Here is a 21751-nt window from a genome sequence, read left to right as displayed (position 1 = left end):
GAAGGAACCGCGCTTATCTGTCTTATTAATGCGCACATGTAAGCAAGCAGGAATACTATGGTTATCGTGGCGTTTGCCTCTGGTAACAAAGGAGGGACTGGGAAAACAGTAACCGCCAGCCTCTTAAGCTATCACCTCGCGAAGAGCGGTAGACAAGTACTCCTCATTGATTTAGGCGAATACGGCAGTAGCACCCGGCTAACCCTGGATAGGGACCCCGGCCCACCGTACCTCAACGACTATTTCCTGGGAAACGCCTCCTGGAGCGATGTTATCGTGACAAGTCCATTTAGCGACAACCTGCATGTCGCCCCAAGCCGTGGCGAGATAGGTCCCGTGGACGCCGAAACGCTTGAGTACTTGCTAGACCGCGTGAGCAGCCGCGTTTCGCACGTGTTTATAGATCTGCCCGCTTACCCCGGCTCGCTATATGACCCCATAGTGGGCTTAGCCGAAATAATTGTCCCGGTATTTAATCCTGATTCTCTGTCTTTCCAGGCGGTTAAAGAGTGGTTAAAGCGGAGAGCTTTTCGCAGCAGAAAGCTTGTGTTACCGCTTCTCAATAAGTACTTTACGATGATGGGTGAGTGGAAAGAGAAAGCAGAGGATGAATTCGGATCGGTGTTTACGCTTCCGTTCGACTCTGCTCTCCTGTTTTCGCTTACGAGCAATATTGAAGACGCTTACTCCCTATCAAATCGCCGTGTTAAAGATGAGCTGAGGCTCCTAGCTTACCGCATTGAGAAGCCGTTGCTGAAGGTGACAGGCTGATGTCGTTAAGGAGACCTTTCGCGAACGGGTCGAGGGTTGCTGAACGCGCTGAGAAACAGTCTTTACCAATTCCGTCACCGCCTATGAGGATGGAGACAACTTCAGGAGTCGTGGAGGATAAGGATATGCTTGAGCATGGGTTGAGGACTCTCGAGGAGCTTCTAAGGAGTCTGGGATTTGAGGGAGCCTTAGCCGACAAAGTTCGCCAAAGGTTGGCGGAAATTGATAGGGATATTAGCAGAATAGAGGCTGAAATCGCGAAGCTTGAGGGTGAGAGAAATCGCCTGTTAAAGGAGAAAGAGAGAATATCTTCGGTTATCAAAGCATTTTCTGGTGTTGCTTGATGAACCCTCTGAGAATCCTTCGAACATCCAAGACGGGAAAGCAGAGTAGCCAGGAAATTGTGAGTGTTGAGGATCTTATACCTAGGGGTTCTAAATTACTGGTTAAAAACCCGAGCGGTTTCGTTGTCAGTTACGATGGGCGCGTAGACGTAATTACCTTGAGGGAGCACGACATATGGGGCAGGCTATCACCAATCTTTCTATCCCAGGAGGCCGAAGAGGTGTGGCTTTTCGAGGGAAAAACAATCGTCACAATAAAGAACGTTGGGAGGGTGAGCATTGTTGGAGCACCCACAAGGGAGGAGCTAGAAAACATCATTGTAAAGATAATTGCCGCAACGGGAGTAAAAGTTGACATGAGGCGCCCTAGAGGCGTCGTGGACGTCGACGACTGGAGAGTCTCCCTTCAGCTTTCCTCGGGCGGTCAGTTGCAACTGGTTGCAACTCGCTTCGCGAGAGTGCCGGCGATCACAGAGATCCTGCCTCCGCTTGCAGCTGCCAGGCTTCTTCTTTTGCTGATGAGACCATCGGTCGTACTTATTCTCGGACCACTTGGCTCAGGAAAGTCCACGCTGCTCAACTCGCTAGTGAGGGAAGTGGCACTTAGGTACCCGTTTCTTCATATCGCAGTTGTCGAGAAGTACAGGGAGCTAGTGTTTAGGGACGGATGGTTCACGTGGGTAATTAACGATAACTTGGCAGAGGGTGTAAGGTTTGCAATGAGATACTATCGACCCGACGTTCTGGTGGTTGGAGAAATAATGGCGGAGGACGTGTGGAGCATCGTCGAGCCAGGACGCGCAGGCCTTCCGACAATAACAACTTTTCACAGCCCGTCTATAAGGAAAGCTGTAAAAGTGCTTTCAGATGCTCTCAGAGCTCACCTTGGGTACGGCGACGAGAACAGCGCGCTCCAATACATCGACGTTTTTGTTCAAACACGCAAGAAAGTCACTCCCAGCGGTGTGGAGAGGCAGGTTGAAGGCATTTACGTGAGCGACGGACAACGGCTCTTCCCGGTATACTCCGACGGAGACTTTGCCTCAGAAGAAGATTTCCTGAAAGCAGTGCCAGATCAGCTGTACGTGGGTGCCGCAGACCAAGCCTTAGCTGAGGTCTACAGTGGTTTTGGCTTGAGCCTCAAGCGGTAAAAACCTTGAAAAAGGCGGAACTCTTCGAGAAAGCGGGCCTACAGCCGAGGTCTGGGCAACTTGAAGTCGCGCAACTGATAGCCGAGCTTAAAGGTGACGTGCTACTGGCGGCCCCCACAGGCTGGGGCAAGACTCTGGCTGTCCTCGCAGGGCTGAAGGCCTCCCAGCGCCTACCGGCACTATGGCTCACCAGAGCGTTAGAGGTCGGCAGGCGCGTCGTTGCCGACGCTTCGAGGCTGGGCTTAAGGGCCTTTGTGGCGGCGGGGAGGGAAAAGCTGTGCCCCTACGCGAGGAGCGTCGAGGACGTGGCGGAGTTCTGCAGGGCTTTCAGGGCGCAGTGCCCCCACTTCCTCTCGCTGGTCAGTGAGGGGGTGGGCGACATATGGGCGGAGAGCTGGGAGGAGCTACCTAAACTGCTACCGGGAGTGTGCCACTACTACGCCCAGGACGCCGTGATCAGCAGGGCCGACATCGTTGTACAGAACTACCACCGCAGGGTCAGCGGCTACTACGCGGCGGCCGTCATAGACGAAGCGCACAACCTCCTCGCACCGAGGGTTTTAAAGTACGATCTCGCCAAGCTGGAGCTAGCACTGGACGAGCTGAAAACTAGGGAGCCGAGCCTAGTGCCAGTTGTAGAGGAGGCTTTTTCAAAACGGGGTGCTGCTGAGGAGGCGCTTGAGAGCGTACTCCAGCTTTACAGGGAGTTGCTTGGTAAGGTGCATACTGCTTTAGCGCCGCTTATAAGGCTGCTAAAGGCGGTAGTGAGGGGCGGGGTAGTCTACCGAGAAGCAGGAGCAATCGAGGTTTACATGCCTCCCTGGAAGCCCAACATTAACCCCCGCATATATCTTAGTGGTACGGTGCCTGAGCCCCTCGAAAGGCTCTTCGGGGCTCAGGTCGTCAGGGTGCCCCAGCAGCCAAGAAAGGCCCTCGTGTTGACGGACCTTACGAGCAAGTACGGCTCGGAGACGATTTGGGGCTACGTCAAGCTGCTCACGGCGCTGAGGCGGCGCTACTCGAGGGTGCTGGCCTTCGCCACCGAGAGGGTTGCGAGGCAAATCATCGCCGGGGTGGACTTCTACGAGGAGCGCCTCCCAGCGGAGTGGAGGGGGGTGGCGCTCTACACCGTCTACGGCAGGTTCAGCGAGGGAGTAGACCTCTCCGCGGACGCCGTAGCCCTCCTGGGGGCGCCCTTCTTGCCACCGGAGGTCGAAGAGAGGTACGAGCGCTACTACAACCGCTTAGGCATCGGCGGTGAGGCTGCGAGGTGGGTGCCGATGGTGACCACAACCCTGCAGTGCATCGGGAGAGCCGCGAGAAGACCGGAGGACAGCCCGCTCATAGTCCTGGCGGACTACCGCTTCAGGCGCTTCGACTTCAGCCCGACGCTGGTGCTCGAGGAAGTGGACTTGAGAAGTTTAGAGAAAGTTCTAGCATCGCGTTAAAGTGCAAAAAACTCTCTGAAGAGTTTCGTCGTAGAGGCCAGTGGCAAAGCTCTGTCTCGCGAGACAATGACTGTGTCTTCGAATTGGCTTACGAAGCCAAGCCCCTGCTCAACTAGCATTGGATAGTGATACACGCGCCTCAGCTTCACCAGCTCTTCGAGCTGCTCCTTGCTTACTATCCTATTTAAAACCCAGCGCTCAGAGAAAGGTAGCCCTCTAAATTCCCTCCACAGTGTTTCCAGCACCTCGTTCAGTTCACCTTCCCGGGGGATTTTCTTCACCGAGACAACTCGGTAAATGTTGCTCCAACCCTTTTCCACGACAAAACCGGCTCCATCAGTCGCAAAAGGCTCTATGGCGAAAACTTCACCCTCAAGCATTTTAGTGGCAAAGTACTCGAAGCCTGGCACGTTCGGCACACTCTTGCCCGCATGAAGCTCGAAACGCTCTACTTTATGCCCGGTTAGATTTCTGATGGGTCGTAATCCGTAAGAGGATATCTTCCTCGTGATTGTAGCTCCGATCTCGTTCATGCTTACACCAGCTTTAATGATGGCTAAAGCTTCTTCGAGTGCCTCTAGGCTGGCCTTTACGATATTGTTAAACCTGCTACTTAATGGAATAGTAATCGCCGTATCGGCGATATAACCCTCGACGTGCACGCCGAGATCCACCTTAACAAGGGCTCCTCGAGGAACTATGCTCGAATCTTCGATACTTGGCGAGTAGTGAGCAGCGACTTCGTTAATAGCGATGTTAACCGGGAAGGCCGGCTTACCCCCTCTAGAAACTATGAACCCCTCAAGTCGCTCGGCTATCTCTATTAAAGGCACGCCCTCATCAACTATATCTATCGCGAGTTTAAGAGCCGAGGAGGCTATCTGGCCTGCGCGAGCGTACTTCTCCTCCATACTGCGTGTTCAAGAGTCTTAAAGCCTTCAGCATAAATTCGTAACTATCAGACCCCTGCGATCGCGCGCTCTTACCTCACACATCAAGTAGTAATTCTCCCGGAAGCAGCGCCGCCTCACTTCTACCGTAGCTCATCTATGGGATGCACCTCTACCCCAAACTCTGACCATCCTTAAACCAACCCCCTGTGCCTAGCCATCATTAATGCTTTAATAGACTCGGAATAGCCTCTAGCCTTGTGACGAGCAAAAACTAGAGTGCAAGAGATGGCTCTTTGAAGCTATGAAAGCCGAAGCGTTAGTGGGGTTGGGTACCCTTAAAGGACAAGCGGTGTGCACAGCTTGCGAAGCGACGAGCGGAGCACGGAACAATGGTAAGTATTTAAACCGTACCAGTTGGTTTACACCGAGTAAACCGTGGAGGTGTTAAGTAAAGACCTTGAAAAGATCAATAAATTGTTAACCCAGCTTGATGAGAAAAGAGAAGAAATTCTGACACTAACACGTGAGCTAACGAGAAAAGCGAGAGAAGCCATTTTCAGCCTACACAGAGGCGATCGGGAAAGAGGTATTCAAAGCCTTGAAGAAGCTCGCCGTCTCCTTAGGAGGATCCTCTCCTTCCGCGAGGGCTTCCCCAACATCTACTACGCCGGGTGTGTGATATCGGCTCAAGCTGAATACGTTGAGGCGGAAATGCTCTACTCTATCTTAAGCGGCACTGCACCACCCTCGTTTGAGGATCTGGGCGTTGAGCCCCAAGCCTACCTTCAAGGTTTGGGCGACCTTATAGGCGAGCTGAGGAGAAGCGCATTGGACGAGCTAAGGCGGGATAACTTTACCAGAGCGTGGGAGCTAGTAGACCTCATGGAAAGAATATTCTACGAGTTAAGCAAGTTCTCTCTTCCCGAGGCGTTGACACCTGGGTTAAGGCACAAAGTAGACGTTGCGAGAGCGCTCATCGACAGCACTAGAAAAGACATCCTAGTTTCTGAGAAATCCATTAGGCTATCAAGGAAAATAGATCATCTCCTCTCTGGTGGAACAGGTGATTAGAGGCTTCTCTATCGAGAAAGCAAGGATAGCCCAAAAGAAGATAGCTGAAAAAGTGAAAGAGGTAGACGAGATAGATTTTCCTTTAAAGTACGCTGCGGGGGTCGACGTAGCTTATGTTGATGATGAAGCCGTTGCGTCAGCTGTAGTTGTGGACTACCCCGGTTTGAGAGTTATTGAAAGCAAAACCGTGGTTGTTGACGTACAGTTCCCCTATATACCCACTGTACTCGCCTTTAGAGAGGTTTGGCCGGCTTATAAGGCCGTGAAATCTCTGAGCACACCCTATCAAGTGCTGTTTGTTGACGGAAACGGGAGACTGCACCCGTTTAAAGCCGGATTTGCGTGTCATCTTGGAGTAATTCTCGATAAACCCACCATTGGAGTTGCCAAAAAACTGCTAGTAGGTGAGGTTTTTCAAAAGCGGGAGAACTTAGGGGTAGTTGTTTATAGAGGTGAGGTTTTGGCCTATGCCATAAAGCTTGGAGAGCGGAGTAGAGCTATCTACGTGAGTGTAGGGCATAAAGTAACTCTTGAAACCGCCCTAAAACTGACTTTAAGCTTTACCAAAAAGAACTCCTCGATTCCCGAACCATTAATTCAAGCTCACAGAATAGCGACCAGGTCTAGGTTGGAGTTTTTACGTTCGCGTAATAGCTCCTAAGTCTGTCCCTGTAGAGCGTCGAGGAGTAACCCTCGATACGCTCTTTGAGCACTACCACCTTTGAGTCTACTCCTAGGGAGTCAATCGCTTTCTCGACAGCCTGAACGAGCCTTTCTTGGTCACTTCCGAGCACAACGTAGTCAGGGTTCACTCTCCTAATAGCGTTCTCGAAGTTCGGTGGGTAGTCACCGAGGAACGCTTCCTCTACGATTTTCAGGCTGTTTAGGATTTCGACCCGATCGCCTTCGCTGAAGATAGGCAGGTGACCCTTGGCTTCCAATACGGTTTGATCTCTAGCAACGACGACGTACACTCTCCCGTACTCGCCGGCTTTCCGCAGAAAGAATATGTGTCCTGGATGCAGTATGTCAAACACACCGCCAACTAGGACTTTTTTCGCAGAGCCAGCGGCGGGACCGCTCTTCCACTGAAATTCTGCAAGGCCTAAGAATCTTAAGGCATCGAGGAGCCCCTCGGCGTAGCTCGAACACGCGATTGATGTAATACAATCACCTCGATTAAGGTAAAATTGCGCGTCCTTCAAGTATAGCTTGGCCTGCTCTATCACTGCTTGAAGCCCCGACGCAACATTGGAATGATTTAGTTGCCTCAGGGCCTCCTCTAAGTTCACTATGTACTTTGAAGCCTTCTCTTTACAGACTCGCTCCAACCGGTAAGCACCTCGCGTTTAACTCCAAGCCTGTAATGCAAGAAATCTATTTCTGTATCGTGTAGGACGCCTGGAATGATTAAAGAGTGAGGCGGTGGGGATTTTTCTAGCTTTGCCGCCTCCTCTAGGCTACCGATAAAGATTTCCTCATCTGGTGACAGTGCCCTGGAAACTCCTATCACTAGCATGCTGGGCTCGACTACTCTCTCGCGGAACCTCTCCTCGAGCCCCAGGAGCACAGAAGCGGCATCAGGTATACTCATGAACACACCATCCTCAGCCCTCATTTCCAAGAGGAGCAATGTGTGCAAACCCCGAGAGAGATTGTCACCCAGAACCTTGTATGTTGTGTATGGAAAGTACCCAACCCCCTCGTCCGGAAAGACGAGAGTGGCTATTCTGCCAAACTTGTAGACGTGCAAGCCTGTAGAGCAGAGGATAGCGTCGAAAACAGAAGGTGCAGGGTATATTTCTACGGGGACTCCGAGCCTGTAAGCCTCGGAGACTATGTATGTATGCGTTGTGGCGAAGAAGGGGTTTCCGTAGGTCAGAATAGCAACCTTATTAGTCTGTGCCAGTTCGAGTATTTCGCGGAGCCTACCATTCTCTAAGTCGCGGCGAGTCAGGCTCTCCACTTTCTTCCCAATAACATCTTCCAGAACCCTTTTCGAGAAGCCAGGCGTGATGCTCGTGTACTCCTCTAGGAACACCAGTTCAGCTGTCTTCAATGCTTCAACGAGTCCAAGCGAGATGTCTCGAAGACCCCAGATACCTACTCCTCCGACTATCAGCATACTACCGATGCATTTATAGTGTACTAGCAGCGCCTTTTTAGATTTCCCGAGTTTCTTCCCGCGATCAACTCGCAACCCCCCACTTACTACGGACTGGGAAGAGTTGTGGGAGGATTCTATTAACGCCTTACAACTACCTCTGATGTTGACCGTCGCTACCCGCGTGAGTACTTCACCTTGCGCTTATAACCATTAACTGGAGAGACCGTCACACTTGTACCGGGTATCGCTTATGCATATGTTGAATCGGGGGATAAGTGTCGCCTAGCGCACCACCTCGCTTCGAGAGGGAAAAATCGAAGGTCACTTGGAAGAGGACCTCCCCGGACTAGTGAATGGGAGTGATGGGCGCGACCGAGCACCACCAAGCACTCTCATAAATACAGTATACTAGAAGCATTCCGTAGAAATTAATGCTAGAGCTTATGACTTTTTTCTAACCGAGTGACTGTCTTAATTTAGGCTTTGAGCCCCCTGAGAGCGCTATTTTTTTACCGGAAGCTTTATCCCGAGTTTTTTAACGAGCTCCTTATAGCGATTACGCACAGTAACTTCAGTAACCTTCGCAGCCCGAGCGACCTCTTTCTGGGTTCGCATTTCTCCATTCTGAATTGCAGCAATGTATATTGCTGCTGCGGCTAATCCTGCGGGATCCTTACCTGCAGTGAGCCCCGCGTTTCTAGCTTGCTCGATGATCTCCATAGCCCTTTTGATCGTGGAGCCTGACAGTCTCAGCAACGACCCGATGCGAGGTACAAAGTCAGAGGCGTTCGGTAGCGGAACCTTTATTGCAGCCTCCCTCAATAGTAGCCTATAGCATCTTGCCACGTCCTTTCTCCCGGCCCTAGTGTAGAGAGCTATCTCATCCAATGTTCTCGGCAACCTCATTTCTCTGCAGGCTGCATAAACAGCGGCTGCCATCACGGACTCAATGCTTCTGCCTCTGACAAGATTACTGTCTAGCGCTTTTCGGTATATCTCAATAGCTCTGTCCAGGACAGACTTGGGCAGACCAAGCTGAGCTCCAAGTCTCTCAAGCTCCACAACTGCCTGAGCCAGGTTCCTTTCGATGGAGCTTTGAGCTCTGGCTCTCACCTGCCACTTCCTAAGCCTAAGCATCTCTATCTTCTTCCTAAGGCTAATCTCACGGCCTGCTGCGTCACGCCCAGCCCAGTCGATGTCTGTGACGAGGCTTTCGATCCCAAATCTCGAGATAGGTGCTCCGACCCTGCTCCTTCTCTCCCTCTCCTCTGGCGTAAACGCCCTCCACTCTGCTCCCCTGTCAATTTCCCTTTCGCTCATCACGTAGCCGCAGTTTGCACAGATTATTTCACCGCGAGTGGCATCATAGATTAACTTCGTGCTGCCGCACTGTGGGCACTTAAGCTCTTCTTCAGATTCAAATTCTTCTTTTACATTCTCCCTTTTAGCCATGCGACTCACCCGAAACCTATTTAAGGATTTCTCAAGTTTACTTATAAAGTTTTTTGTCAAAGAAGACGCGCACATTTGCCTACACGAGTTTTCCGCTAGCTTCCCTCAGGAATAATACCGTAACACCGTTCTTCTCAGCTCTTGTCTTCATTCTCCTATCTGCCGTAGCGAGAATAAGCCCCTCTTTCTTGGCTAGGGATATTAGCGTTGAATCTACTTCCTCCTCTTTGGTCTTCACCTCAATAACTGAGAACAAGTTACTATGCTTAGAAAGTACATCCTTTAACATAGCTAGTGCAATCGATGCATTTCTACCTCTTTTGGAAGCCTTAGATAGAGCAAGCCTCTCTAACTCATCCACAACAGCATCGGCGATTAAGATGCGGCAGACTGTGATTTCACAGTCAAAAAGCACATCTAAGAGATTCAACCTCCGCTCAGAAACGAACAAGAGAACACTTGTATCAACTAGCAGTGACATGCACATTGTGTTGCCTCGACTCTCATACCACTACTAACATCGTAATAAAAATCTTCTTGGTCTATTGAATGCATTTCATGAAGATTCCCCTTAAGAAGTAAAAGTATTACTCTATTATCAGAAAAAATATCAAAAACTTTTACAAAAATTTATTTAATTCATGATGAAGCTTTCAACAAGGGCTTTGATGCCTTCGCAAGCGTCACTTTCGAGGAAAAGAGTCATTATAATGGGTGCTGCAGGTCGCGATTTTCACAATTTTAACGTTCTCTTTAAGAACAACCCCAACTACGAGGTCGTAGCTTTCACTGCTACGCAAATCCCATTTATTGAAAATCGCGTGTTCCCGCCGGAACTGGCCGGTCCATTGTATCCTAACGGGATACCGATTTACCCCGAGGATCTCCTGGAAGACCTTATAAGGAAGTACAACGTTGATGAGGTCTACCTTTCGTACAGCGACCTGCGTTTTAACGATGTGATGGATAAGGCAAGCCGTGTTATAGCTGCCGGGGCGAACTTTGTTCTGCTTGGAGCTGAAAAAACGATGCTGAAGTCAACTAGGCCAGTCATAGCAGTGACTGCCTCGCGAACGGGGGCTGGGAAGAGCACCATCACACGCCTCATAGCCAGGGGCCTGAAACAGCACGGAGTAAAGTTCGTCGTTGTCAGGCACCCGATGCCATACGGTGACCTTAAATCCAGCGTGGTTCAGAGGTTTGCGTCCTTCGAAGACCTAGATAAGTACAAGTGTACAATAGAGGAGCGCGAAGAGTACGAGCCTCACCTCGCCATGGGTAGCATCGTGTACGCGGGAGTTGACTATGAGAAAATTCTTAGAGAAGCCGAAAAAGAGTCGGAGCTCATGTTGTGGGACGGCGGGAACAACGACTGGCCATTTTTCAAGCCTGATCTCTATATAACGGTGGTTGACCCTACAAGGCCGGATGACGTTTTGGGCTCTTACCCGGGTTACGTTAACGTGAAGTTAGCTGACGTTATAGTCGTCAATAAGGTCAACGTGGTCGATAAGTCCGCAATTGAGCAGGTTGAAAAAAGCGTTCGTGAGGTGAATAAAAAGGCAATTATTGTTCATACGGTCTCGGAGGTTAATGTGGATGTTCCTGAGCTTGTTAAGGGTAAACGTGTAGTGGTAGTCGAGGATGGACCTACAGTAACCCATGGGTCGCTGAGCCATGCAGCAGGGTACTTTGCTGCGAAGCTTTACGGTGCTAGAGAGATTGTAGACCCACGTCCTTACGCAGTCGGCACGATCGCTGAGGCGTACAGGAAGTATGCTCACATCGGGCCCGTTGTTCCGGCACTAGGGTACTCTGAAACCCAGATCAGAGAACTCGAGGAGACGCTTAACAAAGTGCCTGCAGATACAGTCGTTCTCGGCACCCCATCAGACCTACGTCGCTACCTCAGGTTAAATAAGCCGGCTGTGAGGGTGTTTTACGAAGCTCGCGATGTAAGCAACCCTGGGCTATTAGAGATACTATCTGACTTTATCACGAAGAAGGTAAAATCTCAGTGAAGATAGATCTTTCTGGACGGTGTTTACTCGAGGCCTCCTGGTAGATAATAATATAATCCTTCGAGAGTAGATATACTCTCAGTCGGTATGGAGGAAGGCAAGGTACTTGTCCTATGCGTGGATAGGGACAACGATGTGGGTGATACTCTAGGCGTATCCACACCGGTCGTAGGAGAAGAAAGCATTCTGAAGATCGCGCTCGACTACATTCTGAGGCGTCCAGAGGACTCAGACTCTAACGCCCTCTTCGCGGCTATCCAAACGTACAGGGAGCTCAAGGCAAAAGGGTATGAAGGCAAAGTCGAGGTTGCCCTGCTGGCAGGCGTGGAGGAGGAGGGAGTTGAAGCTGACATGAAAATACTACGCGAGCTCGACTCTATCCTATCCAAAGATAAGTACACGGGAGCAATACTCGTGTCAGACGGACCTACAGATGAGGCGGTCGCACCGCTTATACAATCCAGGCTTCCACTCATCTCAATTAGGCGTGTGATCGTTCAGCAGTCTCGCGGAGTAGAGGAGACATTCGTCCTAATGGTCAACTACCTAAAGAAGCTCGTGACGGAGGAAAAGTACCGTAGATACTCCCTAGGTTTAACTGGAGCCGTCCTAGTAGCTTACGTCGTCCTCTCGACGCTGGTTCCGCAGTTTGTATGGCCCATCATACTACTTCTCACAGGGGCCGCTCTTTTCGTAAAAGGGTATGAGCTCGACGTGGCACTACGAGAAATCTACGCTTCGAGGCCGATAACGTTCGCCACCCTGCTACTTTCTTCGCTGCTACTGCTCTTGGGCGTTATACAGGGTCTATCGGTCTTCGTCCAAAGCCTCTCCAAGGGGGTCTGGAACGCTCTCGGAGATATGCTTATAGCTCCGGTGGGAGCCCAGCTAATAGTTGTAGATCTACTCGTTCTGTCGGTTGCCCTGCTAATCTTCGGTAAGTTAGTAGACGCCATCTTATCGCGTAAGCCGCTGCTGTACTCAGATGCCTTCGCGATTACTACGATCCTCATATCTCGGCAGTTGCTGGTAGAGGTTGCCAAATACCTCTCCGGAGGAGGTGACATAAGAGCGATTCTAACATGGTCTTTCATAGTTCTAGGGTTCGTGGTTTTCTCGGTAGCAATAATGCCTCTTGAGAGGAAAAGCGGGAGGTAATACTTGGATCGCAACGTAAGTAAGCTACTCCTAGTATTCAAATGGAATCTCGGAGAATGTAGCCAAGTAGACATCTCCAATATGCTTCGTTTATTATCGGGAAGTGGAGTTGTAAGGGAGTTGAGCAGGAACCTCTACGAGGTGGAGGGAAGCGTCGACCTAGGAGAGCTGATGGAGCACGCATACCGGTCTGTAACATTGAGCGACGTCATTGTTGTTAGAGAAGAGGTGGAGATTGGGGATTGCACCCTGGAGGCGGAACCAGGAAGCAAGGAGTGGTTTCGCTCAGTCAAGATAGTCATCATTGGTGAAAAACCAAATAAAGTCCGGGTAGTGAACTGCCTTTTGGGAAAATTTATCCAGAAGAGCAACCTCTCTCTTGGTGAAATTTATCCCGAGCATGGTCAAAGATTTTTCCTTCTAGTAGACTTCGCAAGAGAGAAAGCTTACTGGGGTGAGATATTTCACAGCTTCAGGAGAGATAGATTCACGTATCGCTCACCCGAGAAGAGACCGTACTTGCAGTTCTCAGCTCTTTCACCGAAGTTGGCTCTCTTCCTAGTAAACTTATCCACTCAGGGACCCGGTTCAAGTAACGAGACCAGGACGTTTCTGGACCCGTTCTGCGGCTCGGGTAGCACGCTCATAGAAGCGGCTCTTTTAGGGTTTTACGCGGTGGGGGTTGAAATACACTACAGACCGGTTCGGGGGACTCGGAGGAACGCGATTTTCCACGGCCTCTACGAAAGAGTAGACCTCATACTTTCAGACGCTTCAATGCTCCCTTTAAGGGCGAATGCTGTGGACTCGATAGCATTTGATCCGCCGTACGGCCGGCTCGCCTCCGCAAAGGGGCGAAGCCCCGATGAAACACTCAAACTCGCACTTCGGCGTGTAAAGGAGGCTCTAAAGAAGAGAGGGTCGTGCGTTTTCCTTTATCCATATGAAGGCGCCAATGCAGAGTTGAGGGATTTGGGGTGCGAGGAGATCTGCTGGATTCGCGAGCACTCAAGCCTCACGAGGTCAGTTTGGCGCTCCTGCTTTTCTGCCCCCGCTGGCCCCCCTTAAATTTGTCGTCATCCTTTGGTCGGCCTCGGGGTCGCCCCACGGGGGCGTTGCATCGCCCTCTTCGGGCCTGCCCCTCGAGGGGGCTTCCGGGGAGGAGCAGCCGGCTGTTCCGATGATTACACTGAAAGTATAACATCGTTACACTCTGTTAAAGGCTGGCTGCTTCTCCATGGCTTACGGCTACGTGCACAGGCGAGGATATGCAGCCACATAATAACGGTCATGCTGTACTGGAGGCAGATGAAGCTAAGCGACTGATGAGCCTAAAGGCGGCACCGCCGCACATCAGCTCCTCGAGGCTGTAGCCAAGTAGCACAAGCGGTCCGCAGGCCCTCTCAGTGAGGTAGACGTACCTCACGTTGCCGGCGACGGCCTCCCTGATGAAGCTGGTGAGCGGAGCCTCTCCAGCCGGAGCAGTGTGCCTGGTGTTCCTCGTAGCGAACGCTTTGCTTAGCGGCTTCGGCTCGCGTAGGCCCCAGAGCGTTACGAGGTGGCTCGGGCTGACTGGCCTCGCAACGCTCTCTCAAATCTCGGCGCTTAGCCTCGATGGTCGAGGCTAAGCGCGTGAGGGGGGTTATAAACGCTCACACAAGCTGTGTTCGCCTACGCTTCGGACTACCATGCCGCGCTCGAGCAAGCTGAGTGCTCTGAGATAGTCCGTGTGCGCGTGACGCCGGCCGAGAGGGAGAGGCTGAGGGGGGCGGGGAAGAGGGGCCTGAGCCTCTCGAAGTACATACGGCTCAAGCTCCTCGGCTGAGAACCGCTTTTCCCTCTCTCTTTTCCCTGCAGCCCCCCGAGCGCATGGCTCCGCGGTAGGCCGCTGGAGCCTTCACAGCCTCCGTGACTACACAGCTCTAGCCTACGCTCGAGCACCAACCAACAACCCCCCACAAAGCCCTCGGGCGAGGGAAAGCGTAGGTCTAACACGGGAAGAATTCAGGGAAGAGATAAAAAGTAGCATTGCCTCGGCGTAGAAAGATGGGAGGGTTCGTTCAAACAGAACAAATGTGACGTTCACGCGAAACTTGCTTCAGAAAAGGGTGTTGTGTTCCAGAAAACGGGATTTATGGTGATGCTGCTGCCTTAACCTTGAATACCTTCACCCAGCCGTTCGGTTCGGACACGTAGACTAGCTCGAAGTTCTTCAGTGGCTGGAGAAGGTAGTGGGGACCGTTGTAGCCCTGGAGCTGCCCTAGGAAGGCGTCGAAGATGAACACCTGCTGCTTGTAGTTTCTCGTGTAGATCATCCTGTAGAGGGTCGAGTTTAGGGCTTGGGGCGTTGCGGCTGGCACCAGGAGGTATATCCTCTGGTTGTTGCCGAGGTCGAGGTACGCGTACGAGCCGTTTCTGTAGCCGTAGATGTAGTCTCCCGCGTCGAGCCCTATCCACTTCAGCATCTGCGGGCTCTTTGCCATGTCTCCGCCGAGCGCGGGGTGGATCATGGAGAAGTACACGTTAACGCCTGTGGACAGGGTGAGGGACTGTAGGGGCTCGAAGACGACCACGTACGTCACGTTCAGCTCTCTGAATATGCTGAGGGCCGTGTCCTCGTCGGACATGAAGGCCCTGGCTATTTTCTGGATCTGCCTGGTGTCTATGGTCGCGTTGTCGCAGGTGGTCTTTCGCCCCGTGTTCACGCTGATCCAGTAGCCGTAGTCCCACCACGTCGCTATCGTCGCGTCGCGCGGCACGTTCAGCTTGATCCACTCCAGAGCGGAGATCCAGTCCATGTACTGGTAGTTGTAGTCGACCATGGGTATAGAGGAAGTGAGTATAAGTGCAGGCTGATGCGAGTAGAGCGGTACCTTGGAGCCCAGGATCGACGGGGAAAACAGCAGCAACAGCACCACGAGGACTAAGGCCACCACGGCGCCGGAAACGTTGCCGCCACCACGCCTCCTGTAGGCCGCTGTGCGGGTAGTGTCGAGCACCCTATCGAAGAGCTCTACGAGGCCCATCGAGGCAACGACCGATATTGCGGGTGAGAGCAGCAGGATGAGCCTGACTATCGATGAGGAGAAGTACAGGGACGTGGCAAGGTACAGTGATGCGAAGGCAGCCTTGAGGTCGCTCCTCATCCTCCTCGCTAAAATGAACACCGCAAATATGCCGAAAACGATGGACGATTGGAAGTCGTCGAATAGCTGGTTCCACGATGGAACCGCGTGCTCCGCCACCGTGGTCACTCCGGGCTCTCTTATCGTAGGCAGGACAACGGCCAGGATCCTGCCCGAGATCAGTGACGTCAGACCCGTGATCGTCGCCACAGCGAGCAGGGCCGCCAGCACTCCAAGGGCCGCGAGGCCGGCCTTCTTAATCTGGGAGGGGCTCAAGGTTCTGATTCTGGAAAAGCCTGTGAGCAGGAATACGGCGTAGACGGTGGTGGCGAGCGGGAGGAAGCCTACCAGTGAGAGAAAGGCGGTTTTAGGGCCGAACCTCGGCGTCGTGGCGACGAAGAGGGTGATTACGGCGTTCGAGGCAACATAGACCTTGGCTAGCGTCCTGTCATCCGGGTGGATGAGCAGCCATAAGAGTGCGAGTAGCGCGAGGAAGTTCCAGGGGTAGAGGTATCCGCCCCAAGACAGGACAACGATGCCCTGCGAGAGGCCTGCCAGGATGGCAAGCGGGACGGAGTTCCTGCGGTACGCTAAGAGGAATAGGTAGAAGCCGAGAAGCATGAAGGGGATAGCTAGGCCCTCGTGCTTGGCCCCGTAGTTGGTCCTGTACATGTACGCCCAGCTCAGCGCTATCATAACCGCGGATAACGCGCCCACCCGCTCGTCCTTGAGCTCCCTTCCCAGCAGGTAAGCGGTGAAGACCGCGAAGGCGGCTCCGACGGGGACGATGATGCCGTGGATGAAGTAGAGGTCGACTTGGAGGCCGAGGTCTCTGAGAAGCTCGTACGTGGCTACCGTGAAGAACGCTGCTCCGGGCTGGCTCGTGCCCCTGAGGTCTCTACCGCTCGGCGCCCAGAACAGGGTGTCCCTGGGCTTAGGGTTCTCGAGCCACCAGTGGTACCACCAGGCTAAGCCCCCGAGGAAACTACCGTTGCCGTTTTCTAACATCTTGACGGAGAGGTAGTACTCGTAGTATGGGTCGAACTCGTTCAAGTACGTGCCCCAGTGGAGGGGGGCTAGTCGCGCAAGCAGCGTCACAGTGAATGCCAGGATTAGGATGACTGCAACCACGGCCCTAGTATCTCCAAGTGCTTCTAGAAACCTGAGGAGTCCTGACGCAACCTTCTTCGATGGCGTGTCGCTCCTGTCAGACACAGAATAGGTGCTCTTACCCCGGGTATTTATTTTTGTGCATCCCCCTCCAGCACGTACTACTACTGCTTTTCGCTTCCCATCCTTATCTCTTCCTGCAACCGAGAAACGCCAGTGAGATTTTCTCTGCATCGCTGGACGCGGATAGAGTCTAGCTTACCCCCATTTTTTGCTTCAGGACCCGCGTGCATTCCTCACGAGCTCTGTTCTCCAGGCGCATCATCCTATCCTTAAGTCGAGCCGCGAGCTAGCCTACGGTTTTCCTGCAGCATGCGCGGATCCATATTCGCCTGAATCGGACACAGGGGCAAGGGCGCGGGATCGAGAGTGAAGGCGTTTCGCTCTGTAAGCTCAGGGGGCTTTTCAGGGAGGCTAAACTCTGGGCAAGCAAATATATCTCTGAGCGCCGATATTCAGGTCAATGATAACCGTTGTGTGCAGCAAGTGCGGTTACGTGTTCTACAAGGGTAGCAAGGTACCCAACCTCTACAAGATCTACGCCTCTGTGGGTGGGCGTTGCCCGAGGTGCGGTCGCGAGATCGACTGGAGGCCTGTAGAGGTTAAGGTTAAGAGGAGGAGGTAGCGTCCTGCACGGCCTTCTGCACGAGCAGAGCTCTTCCTTTAAGGTATAGCCTTAGCGCGTCGAGGGCATCGTCTTTGAATTTGCCCCCTAGCTTTAAGGTGGGTAGATTCGCCTCCTCTAGGAACACTACGTTCACGTTTGGCGGGTTGCCGGCTAGTAGCCTCTCGGATGAGGGTGTTCGCCCCACGATTAAGATCACCTTCCTGTAGTGCGCCGAGAGCACCCTTATGATTCTCGAGATCGCCTCAGGCGTGGAGAGCCCGACGAACAGCACGTCGTCCTCTACTGCTATCACGAGGCCGGCTTTCGACTCCCCGGGGTCCACCGCTACCACGACCTCGCTGGCCCTCTCAGGCGACCAGGTGAGGTAGACGCTTAGGACCGGCTCACCGATAGTTTCGTCGATCAGTTCGCATGGGACTACGAGCTCGGGGCTTAGCTGATCCAGTACGAAGTCGCCCTTCATTCTCTTGATGAACTGGGCGAGTAAGCCCGCCTTCTCGCGGCACTCCGAGGCGATGCGCCTAGGCGTCGCACCCCGAGTGTTTTAAGACCGGAGGATTATTTTTGCTTTTCAATACCCAGTTCCTCGGGTTCCAAGGAGGTAGACAGCCTCTCATCAAGGTCTTTTCCCGTCAGGACGAGCCTTAGCCCCGCCTCTGTTCTCTCCAGCCTCACGAAGTCGTGGGCGTAAAATCTGAGAACTCGGTACGCCAGAGGCCTCCTCCCTGAGACCTCCTGCGTCGTCACCAGCACGGGCACTGCCCTCGTCATGGATAGAGCGTAGAGCTTCGACGCGGCGAGCAACTGCAGCCTTGTGATAGCGCTTTCACGCATGTAGAAACGGAGGGGCAGGTAGTAAGCCGAGAAGCCGTCGTAGACCACGACGTCTATGTTATCCGGGATTAGGTCTAAGCTGAGGAGGAAGTGCAGTTCCTGCTTAAGGTTTGGAATCGCGGTGACGGCCAAGCGGTCGCTGGGCTCAGGGTGTAAGAGCGAGTGCCTGGCCAGCCCGACGTACAGCACCTTGGACTTTGTTAGGTGGAGCGCAGCGAAGAGCGAGAAAGCTGTCTTGAAGGATGACGGGCCACCGTAGACTACGTGCAGGCCCGGCTTACCCAAAGCTCTGAGAAAAACCCTCGGGATCATTACTTCATGCCGTAGACCGTCAAAAGCAGGGTCACGGAGATGAACGCCAAGACGATACCCGTCACTAGAAACATTGTTGCTAGGTTCGGCCTGGACCTGTACCTCGGGGCCTCGTAAACCAGCAGTAGCCCGGCTACGGCGAGAGCGTACAGGAAGAGAAGTACCAGGAACTCGCTCGTGGTCTGGGAGCCTGTGCCCGGGTAGATGATGTACGTTCCAAGGGAGAATGGGGGTCTCTCGGCCAGAACGTAGACGAGGCCGGCCGCGATCGCGATGGAAAAAGCCAGCAGTAGCCATGCGAGAGCGCTCTCAGAGAGTAGAGCTGAAGCTACACCAGACGCACCGCGCCGCATACGGGGCTCAGAATCGCGCAGCTCATGTATATACTTTTGGCTTCGAGTTAGGGGAGTGTGAACGCCAGGATGGCCACCAGCATTCCTATAAGCGTGTTCCTCCTAACGATCCCCGCGGCTTCAGGGGTCGGGGTTCTTGCAATCGTGAAAATCGAGTGGATGAACATAGCGTCCGTCAAAGCCAGCATAGCTACAAAGGGTTCCTTCAGAGCGAAGTACTGGGGGGAGGCGAGGCTTAGCGCAACGGCTAGCGCCATGAAGATGGCTGACACCAGCCCCGCTTGCTTGACCCCGATTTCGCAGGCGAGCGTGCATACGCCGACGCGTATGTCGCCCTCCAGATCCCGTACCCCCTTGGCGATCTCCCGTCCAATGTTCGCCAGGAAGGCTATCAAGAAGAAGAGTGACACTTTCTCCTCTACCGCGAGGCCTGTTGCAAGGGCCCCGTAGAGGAAGCTGCTTGCCGTTAGACCGGCTACGGCCAGGTTCCCGATGATGGAGAGTCTCTTCAGGTAGTAGTTGTACGCGTTGCCTATGGCCAGCGCGGCTAAGAGGAGTAACACGGGGTATGCTCCGAGTGGTAAAGCGAGCAGCAGCGCGGAAGTCGATGCGACGGCAGCAAAGGCGAGAGCCTCCCTTCTGCTCAAATCGCCCCTCACAAGAGGCCTCTCCGGGCTGTTCACCCTATCCTCCTCGATGTTGAAGATGTCGTTAAAGGCGAAGAGAGACATCTCCGCAAAAAGCGAGCTGAGAAAGGCCAGGACGAGCCTCAACGAGAAGCTAGCATTGACCGCAAGGTAGCCAGCCACGACTGCGAGACCCGTCATAACACCGTGCTCGATGCGCGACAGCTTCAGGTAGGCTCTGAATTTCCCCATAGTATCGTAGAGAGATCCATTCTGAATGTAATTAAATTTCTTCGCCCGGCAAGGGTAGCCCTGCGTGAAGACTTCGAAGAGGCGGGCCCGCCGGGAATCGAACCCGGGACCTGCGGCTTACTCCACTCTTGCAATTTAGGACTGCGGCGCCTTTCGGCGTGGCCGCCGCGCTTCCTGACTGCGCTACGGGCCCCGAATAAGCGAAAACTAGTGCGCTTGATAAATTTTTCTCCAGGAGTTTGCAGAGGTCGCCGCAAGCTACCTAAGTATCTTAGACGACCTCTATTTCAACTCTAACCGAGGGGGGCACCCTGGTTCGCAGGAGCAGCCGAGTGGCTCTCTCGTCAGCGTCCATGTCGATGAGGCGCTTGTGTATCCTCATCTCGAACCGGTCGAAGGTCTCGTAGCCCTGTCCTGAGGGGGCGCGCCTTGTGACGACCCTCATAACCTGCACGGGGAGCGGTATCGGGCCGCGTATCTTGACGCCCGTCTTCCTGGCTATCTCCCTGATTTCGTTGCACACAGCCTCTAGGTCTTCCACGGAGGTGCTTGAGAGTCGGATACGAACCTTGCTGGGCATACAGCATCACGAGCAGAAAGAGTCAACACCCCACACTATAAAAACTTTACCCAGGGAGAAAGCTCTAGTAGCCCTCAGCCTTCTTGACGTCTATTACAACGCCGGCGGCGATGGTCCTGCCGGAGTCCCTCACTGCGAACCTGCCTAATGGCGGGAACTCGGAGTACTTTTCTACGACTACGGTTTTCCTCGGCTTGAACCTCACGATAGCGGAGTCACCCTGCTTAATGTACTGCGGTTTCTCCTCTGCGACGCTGCCTGTTCTAGGGTCGAGCTTCTGCAGCAGCTCCTCGAACGTCACCGGGACTGTAGCGGTGTGGATGTGTAGCACTGGGGTGTAGCCGGCGGCTATTGCGGTTGGGTGGAATAGCACGAATATGCGCCCGATGAACTCGTCCACCACTGTTGGCGGGTTGTTGACGGGGCCCACCACGTCCCCTCTCCTGATCTGGCTCTTCTCGACGCCCTTCACGTTGAAACCTATGTTGTCGCCCGGAATAGCCTCCGGGATTGGTGTGTGGTGCGTCTCGATGGATTTGACCTCGCCGACCGCCTTCGGCGGGTTGATTATGACTTTGTCGCCGACCCTCAGCACCCCTGTCTCCACCCTGCCCACGGGAACGGTGCCTACACCCTTGATGGAGTAAACGTCCTGGATCGGTATCCTCAGGGGCTTGTCGACGGGTCTCGGCGGCTCCTTGAAGTCGTCGAATGCCTCGTAGAGGGATGGGCCGTTGTACCACGGAGTCTTGTCTGGGGACCTCTTTGCAATGTTCACCCCTTCCCAGGCCGATATAGGTATGAAGTGTATCTCCTCCACCTTGTAGCCAACCATCCTGAGGAGCCTTGATAGCTGGTTCTTTATCTCCTCGTACCTCTCCTTGCTGTAGTTAACAGTGTCCATCTTGTTGATGGCCACGATGAGCTGGTCTACGCCCATCGTCTTGGCTAGGAACACGTGCTCACGTGTCTGCCCAGCTGGGCTGATGCCGGCCTCGAACTCGCCCTCCTTGGCGGAGACCACGAGTACTGCGCAGTCGGCCTGGCTTGCTCCCGTGATCATGTTCTTCACGAAGTCCCTGTGTCCGGGCGCGTCGATGAGTGTGAAGAAGTACTTCTTGGTTTCGAACTTGTAGAAGCCTAGGTCGATGGTGATACCGCGCTCCCTCTCTTCCTTCAGCCGGTCGAGCACCCAAGCGTACTTGAAGGACTCGCGTCCCAGCTTCTTAGCCTCTTCTTCGTACTGCTGAATTACTCTGGGATCAATGGCTCCGACCTCGTAGAGTAGCCTACCCATCGTCGTACTCTTACCGTGGTCGATGTGGCCTATGACCACTAGGTTAAGGTGCGGCTTCTTCTCAGACATTGTCCCACCTGTCACCCTTTACACACTCTTTGATTATAAAAACTTAACTTAATGAAGGCATACCAGAGCGACCCACATGTTAAGCGCGA

25 protein-coding genes and 1 tRNA gene are annotated in these 21751 nt (G+C 53.3%); 12 read left to right on the top strand and 14 right to left on the bottom strand.

Features of this window, described 5'->3' with window-relative positions; all coding sequences use genetic code 11:
• Nucleotides 1-57 precede the first annotated feature (57 nt).
• From ACNO7C_RS01545 to ACNO7C_RS01530, 4 genes are read left to right on the top strand one after another with little or no spacing between them, the layout of a single operon-like run.
• Entirely contained in the window at nt 58-771 is a 714-nt protein-coding gene (locus ACNO7C_RS01545; protein WP_460025266.1) for a ParA family protein, read from the top strand.
• Nucleotides 771-1115 carry a hypothetical protein gene (locus tag ACNO7C_RS01540; protein WP_460025265.1) on the top strand — a complete coding sequence of 115 codons (345 nt, stop codon included), beginning with the start codon at nt 771-773 and terminating at the stop codon, nt 1113-1115. The genes ACNO7C_RS01545 and ACNO7C_RS01540 overlap by 1 nt, the downstream gene beginning before the upstream one ends.
• Entirely contained in the window at nt 1115-2266 is a 1152-nt protein-coding gene (locus tag ACNO7C_RS01535) for an ATPase, T2SS/T4P/T4SS family (RefSeq protein ID WP_460025264.1), read from the top strand. Before ACNO7C_RS01540 ends, ACNO7C_RS01535 begins: the two co-directional genes overlap by 1 nt.
• Nucleotides 2267-2271: 5 nt before the next feature.
• The gene (locus tag ACNO7C_RS01530; RefSeq protein ID WP_460025263.1) at nt 2272-3714 is read left to right on the top strand and encodes a helicase C-terminal domain-containing protein; all 1443 of its coding nucleotides are present in this window, start codon (nt 2272-2274) and stop codon (nt 3712-3714) included.
• On the opposite strand, the gene map is transcribed toward ACNO7C_RS01530, so the two are convergent.
• The gene (map, locus tag ACNO7C_RS01525; RefSeq protein WP_460025262.1) at nt 3711-4625 is read right to left on the bottom strand and encodes a type II methionyl aminopeptidase; all 915 of its coding nucleotides are present in this window, start codon (nt 4623-4625) and stop codon (nt 3711-3713) included. The genes ACNO7C_RS01530 and map overlap by 4 nt on opposite strands.
• A 417-nt stretch (nt 4626-5042) precedes the next feature.
• Here map and ACNO7C_RS01520 point away from each other — a divergent pair, with 417 nt between their 5' ends.
• Both ACNO7C_RS01520 and ACNO7C_RS01515 read left to right on the top strand, forming a co-directional pair.
• Complete coding sequence (locus tag ACNO7C_RS01520) at nt 5043-5678, top strand: haloacid dehalogenase (protein ID WP_460025261.1); 636 nt, start codon at nt 5043-5045, stop codon at nt 5676-5678.
• Nucleotides 5671-6339 (top strand): endonuclease V, encoded by a 669-nt coding sequence (locus ACNO7C_RS01515; protein ID WP_460025260.1) that lies wholly within the window; start codon nt 5671-5673, stop codon nt 6337-6339. The genes ACNO7C_RS01520 and ACNO7C_RS01515 overlap by 8 nt, the downstream gene beginning before the upstream one ends.
• On the opposite strand, the gene ACNO7C_RS01510 is transcribed toward ACNO7C_RS01515, so the two are convergent.
• The 4 genes from ACNO7C_RS01510 to ACNO7C_RS01495 all read right to left on the bottom strand — a co-directional run bounded on the left by ACNO7C_RS01510 (nt 6302) and on the right by ACNO7C_RS01495 (nt 9718).
• Entirely contained in the window at nt 6302-7009 is a 708-nt protein-coding gene (locus tag ACNO7C_RS01510) for a DUF357 domain-containing protein (RefSeq protein ID WP_460025259.1), read from the bottom strand. The two genes, ACNO7C_RS01515 and ACNO7C_RS01510, sit on opposite strands and share 38 nt — an antisense overlap.
• On the bottom strand, nt 6970-7803 hold the full coding sequence (gene dph5 / locus ACNO7C_RS01505) for a diphthine synthase (protein ID WP_460025258.1): 834 nt from the start codon (nt 7801-7803) through the stop codon (nt 6970-6972). The genes ACNO7C_RS01510 and dph5 overlap by 40 nt, the downstream gene beginning before the upstream one ends.
• A gap of 483 nt (nt 7804-8286) precedes the next feature.
• Nucleotides 8287-9237, bottom strand: coding sequence for a transcription initiation factor IIB (locus ACNO7C_RS01500; RefSeq protein ID WP_460025257.1), 951 nt, complete (start codon nt 9235-9237; stop codon nt 8287-8289).
• Between the two features lie 79 nt (nt 9238-9316).
• Nucleotides 9317-9718, bottom strand: coding sequence for a type II toxin-antitoxin system VapC family toxin (locus ACNO7C_RS01495; protein ID WP_460025256.1), 402 nt, complete (start codon nt 9716-9718; stop codon nt 9317-9319).
• A gap of 160 nt (nt 9719-9878) precedes the next feature.
• On the opposite strand from ACNO7C_RS01495, the gene ACNO7C_RS01490 reads away from it, so the two are divergent.
• The 3 genes from ACNO7C_RS01490 (at nt 9879) to ACNO7C_RS01480 (ending at nt 13484) form a co-directional block, all read left to right on the top strand.
• Nucleotides 9879-11258 carry a cyclic 2,3-diphosphoglycerate synthase gene (locus tag ACNO7C_RS01490; protein WP_460025255.1) on the top strand — a complete coding sequence of 460 codons (1380 nt, stop codon included), beginning with the start codon at nt 9879-9881 and terminating at the stop codon, nt 11256-11258.
• A gap of 87 nt (nt 11259-11345) precedes the next feature.
• Nucleotides 11346-12416, top strand: coding sequence for a DUF373 family protein (locus tag ACNO7C_RS01485; RefSeq protein ID WP_460025254.1), 1071 nt, complete (start codon nt 11346-11348; stop codon nt 12414-12416).
• Nucleotides 12417-12419: 3 nt separating this feature from the next.
• Complete coding sequence (locus tag ACNO7C_RS01480; protein WP_460025253.1) at nt 12420-13484, top strand: TRM11 family SAM-dependent methyltransferase; 1065 nt, start codon at nt 12420-12422, stop codon at nt 13482-13484.
• A 220-nt stretch (nt 13485-13704) separates the two neighbouring features.
• On the opposite strand, the gene ACNO7C_RS01475 is transcribed toward ACNO7C_RS01480, so the two are convergent.
• Nucleotides 13705-13842, bottom strand: coding sequence for a hypothetical protein (locus ACNO7C_RS01475; RefSeq protein WP_460025252.1), 138 nt, complete (start codon nt 13840-13842; stop codon nt 13705-13707).
• A gap of 1 nt (nt 13843) precedes the next feature.
• On the opposite strand from ACNO7C_RS01475, the gene ACNO7C_RS01470 reads away from it, so the two are divergent.
• Together ACNO7C_RS01470 and ACNO7C_RS01465 are read left to right on the top strand one after the other, a co-directional pair.
• Nucleotides 13844-14044 carry a hypothetical protein gene (locus ACNO7C_RS01470; RefSeq protein ID WP_460025251.1) on the top strand — a complete coding sequence of 67 codons (201 nt, stop codon included), beginning with the start codon at nt 13844-13846 and terminating at the stop codon, nt 14042-14044.
• A 35-nt stretch (nt 14045-14079) separates the two neighbouring features.
• Nucleotides 14080-14241: a hypothetical protein gene (locus ACNO7C_RS01465; protein ID WP_460025250.1), complete on the top strand. Its 162-nt coding sequence runs from the start codon at nt 14080-14082 to the stop codon at nt 14239-14241.
• Between the two features lie 307 nt (nt 14242-14548).
• On the opposite strand, the gene ACNO7C_RS01460 is transcribed toward ACNO7C_RS01465, so the two are convergent.
• Complete coding sequence (locus ACNO7C_RS01460; protein WP_460025249.1) at nt 14549-16756, bottom strand: STT3 domain-containing protein; 2208 nt, start codon at nt 16754-16756, stop codon at nt 14549-14551.
• Between the two features lie 418 nt (nt 16757-17174).
• Between ACNO7C_RS01460 and ACNO7C_RS01455 the strand changes: the two genes are divergently transcribed.
• The gene (locus ACNO7C_RS01455) at nt 17175-17336 is read left to right on the top strand and encodes a hypothetical protein (protein ID WP_318536543.1); all 162 of its coding nucleotides are present in this window, start codon (nt 17175-17177) and stop codon (nt 17334-17336) included.
• On the opposite strand, the gene ACNO7C_RS01450 is transcribed toward ACNO7C_RS01455, so the two are convergent.
• The 7 genes from ACNO7C_RS01450 to tuf all read right to left on the bottom strand — a co-directional run bounded on the left by ACNO7C_RS01450 (nt 17320) and on the right by tuf (nt 21662).
• Entirely contained in the window at nt 17320-17802 is a 483-nt protein-coding gene (locus tag ACNO7C_RS01450; RefSeq protein ID WP_460025248.1) for a hypothetical protein, read from the bottom strand. The two genes, ACNO7C_RS01455 and ACNO7C_RS01450, sit on opposite strands and share 17 nt — an antisense overlap.
• Before the next feature lie 95 nt (nt 17803-17897).
• Nucleotides 17898-18458 (bottom strand): hypothetical protein, encoded by a 561-nt coding sequence (locus tag ACNO7C_RS01445; protein WP_460025247.1) that lies wholly within the window; start codon nt 18456-18458, stop codon nt 17898-17900.
• Between the two features lie 26 nt (nt 18459-18484).
• Nucleotides 18485-18838, bottom strand: a complete 354-nt coding sequence (locus ACNO7C_RS01440) for a hypothetical protein (protein WP_460025246.1) — start codon at nt 18836-18838, stop codon at nt 18485-18487.
• 47 nt (nt 18839-18885) lie between these two features.
• Nucleotides 18886-19716 carry a UbiA family prenyltransferase gene (locus ACNO7C_RS01435; protein ID WP_460025245.1) on the bottom strand — a complete coding sequence of 277 codons (831 nt, stop codon included), beginning with the start codon at nt 19714-19716 and terminating at the stop codon, nt 18886-18888.
• Between the two features lie 82 nt (nt 19717-19798).
• Nucleotides 19799-19909: transfer RNA gene (locus ACNO7C_RS01430), tRNA-Arg, on the bottom strand.
• Nucleotides 19910-19987: 78 nt separating this feature from the next.
• Nucleotides 19988-20296 carry a 30S ribosomal protein S10 gene (rpsJ, locus tag ACNO7C_RS01425; RefSeq protein WP_318536538.1) on the bottom strand — a complete coding sequence of 103 codons (309 nt, stop codon included), beginning with the start codon at nt 20294-20296 and terminating at the stop codon, nt 19988-19990.
• 64 nt (nt 20297-20360) lie between these two features.
• A complete protein-coding gene (gene tuf, locus ACNO7C_RS01420) occupies nt 20361-21662 on the bottom strand; it encodes a translation elongation factor EF-1 subunit alpha (protein WP_460025244.1) in 1302 nt (433 codons plus the stop codon).
• Between the last annotated feature and the right edge of the window lie 89 nt (nt 21663-21751).

The sequence above is a fragment of the Infirmifilum tikiterense genome, assembly GCF_054696565.1.
Note: the sequence above shows the minus strand (reverse complement) of the source record. Positions and strands in the feature narration are given on the sequence as shown.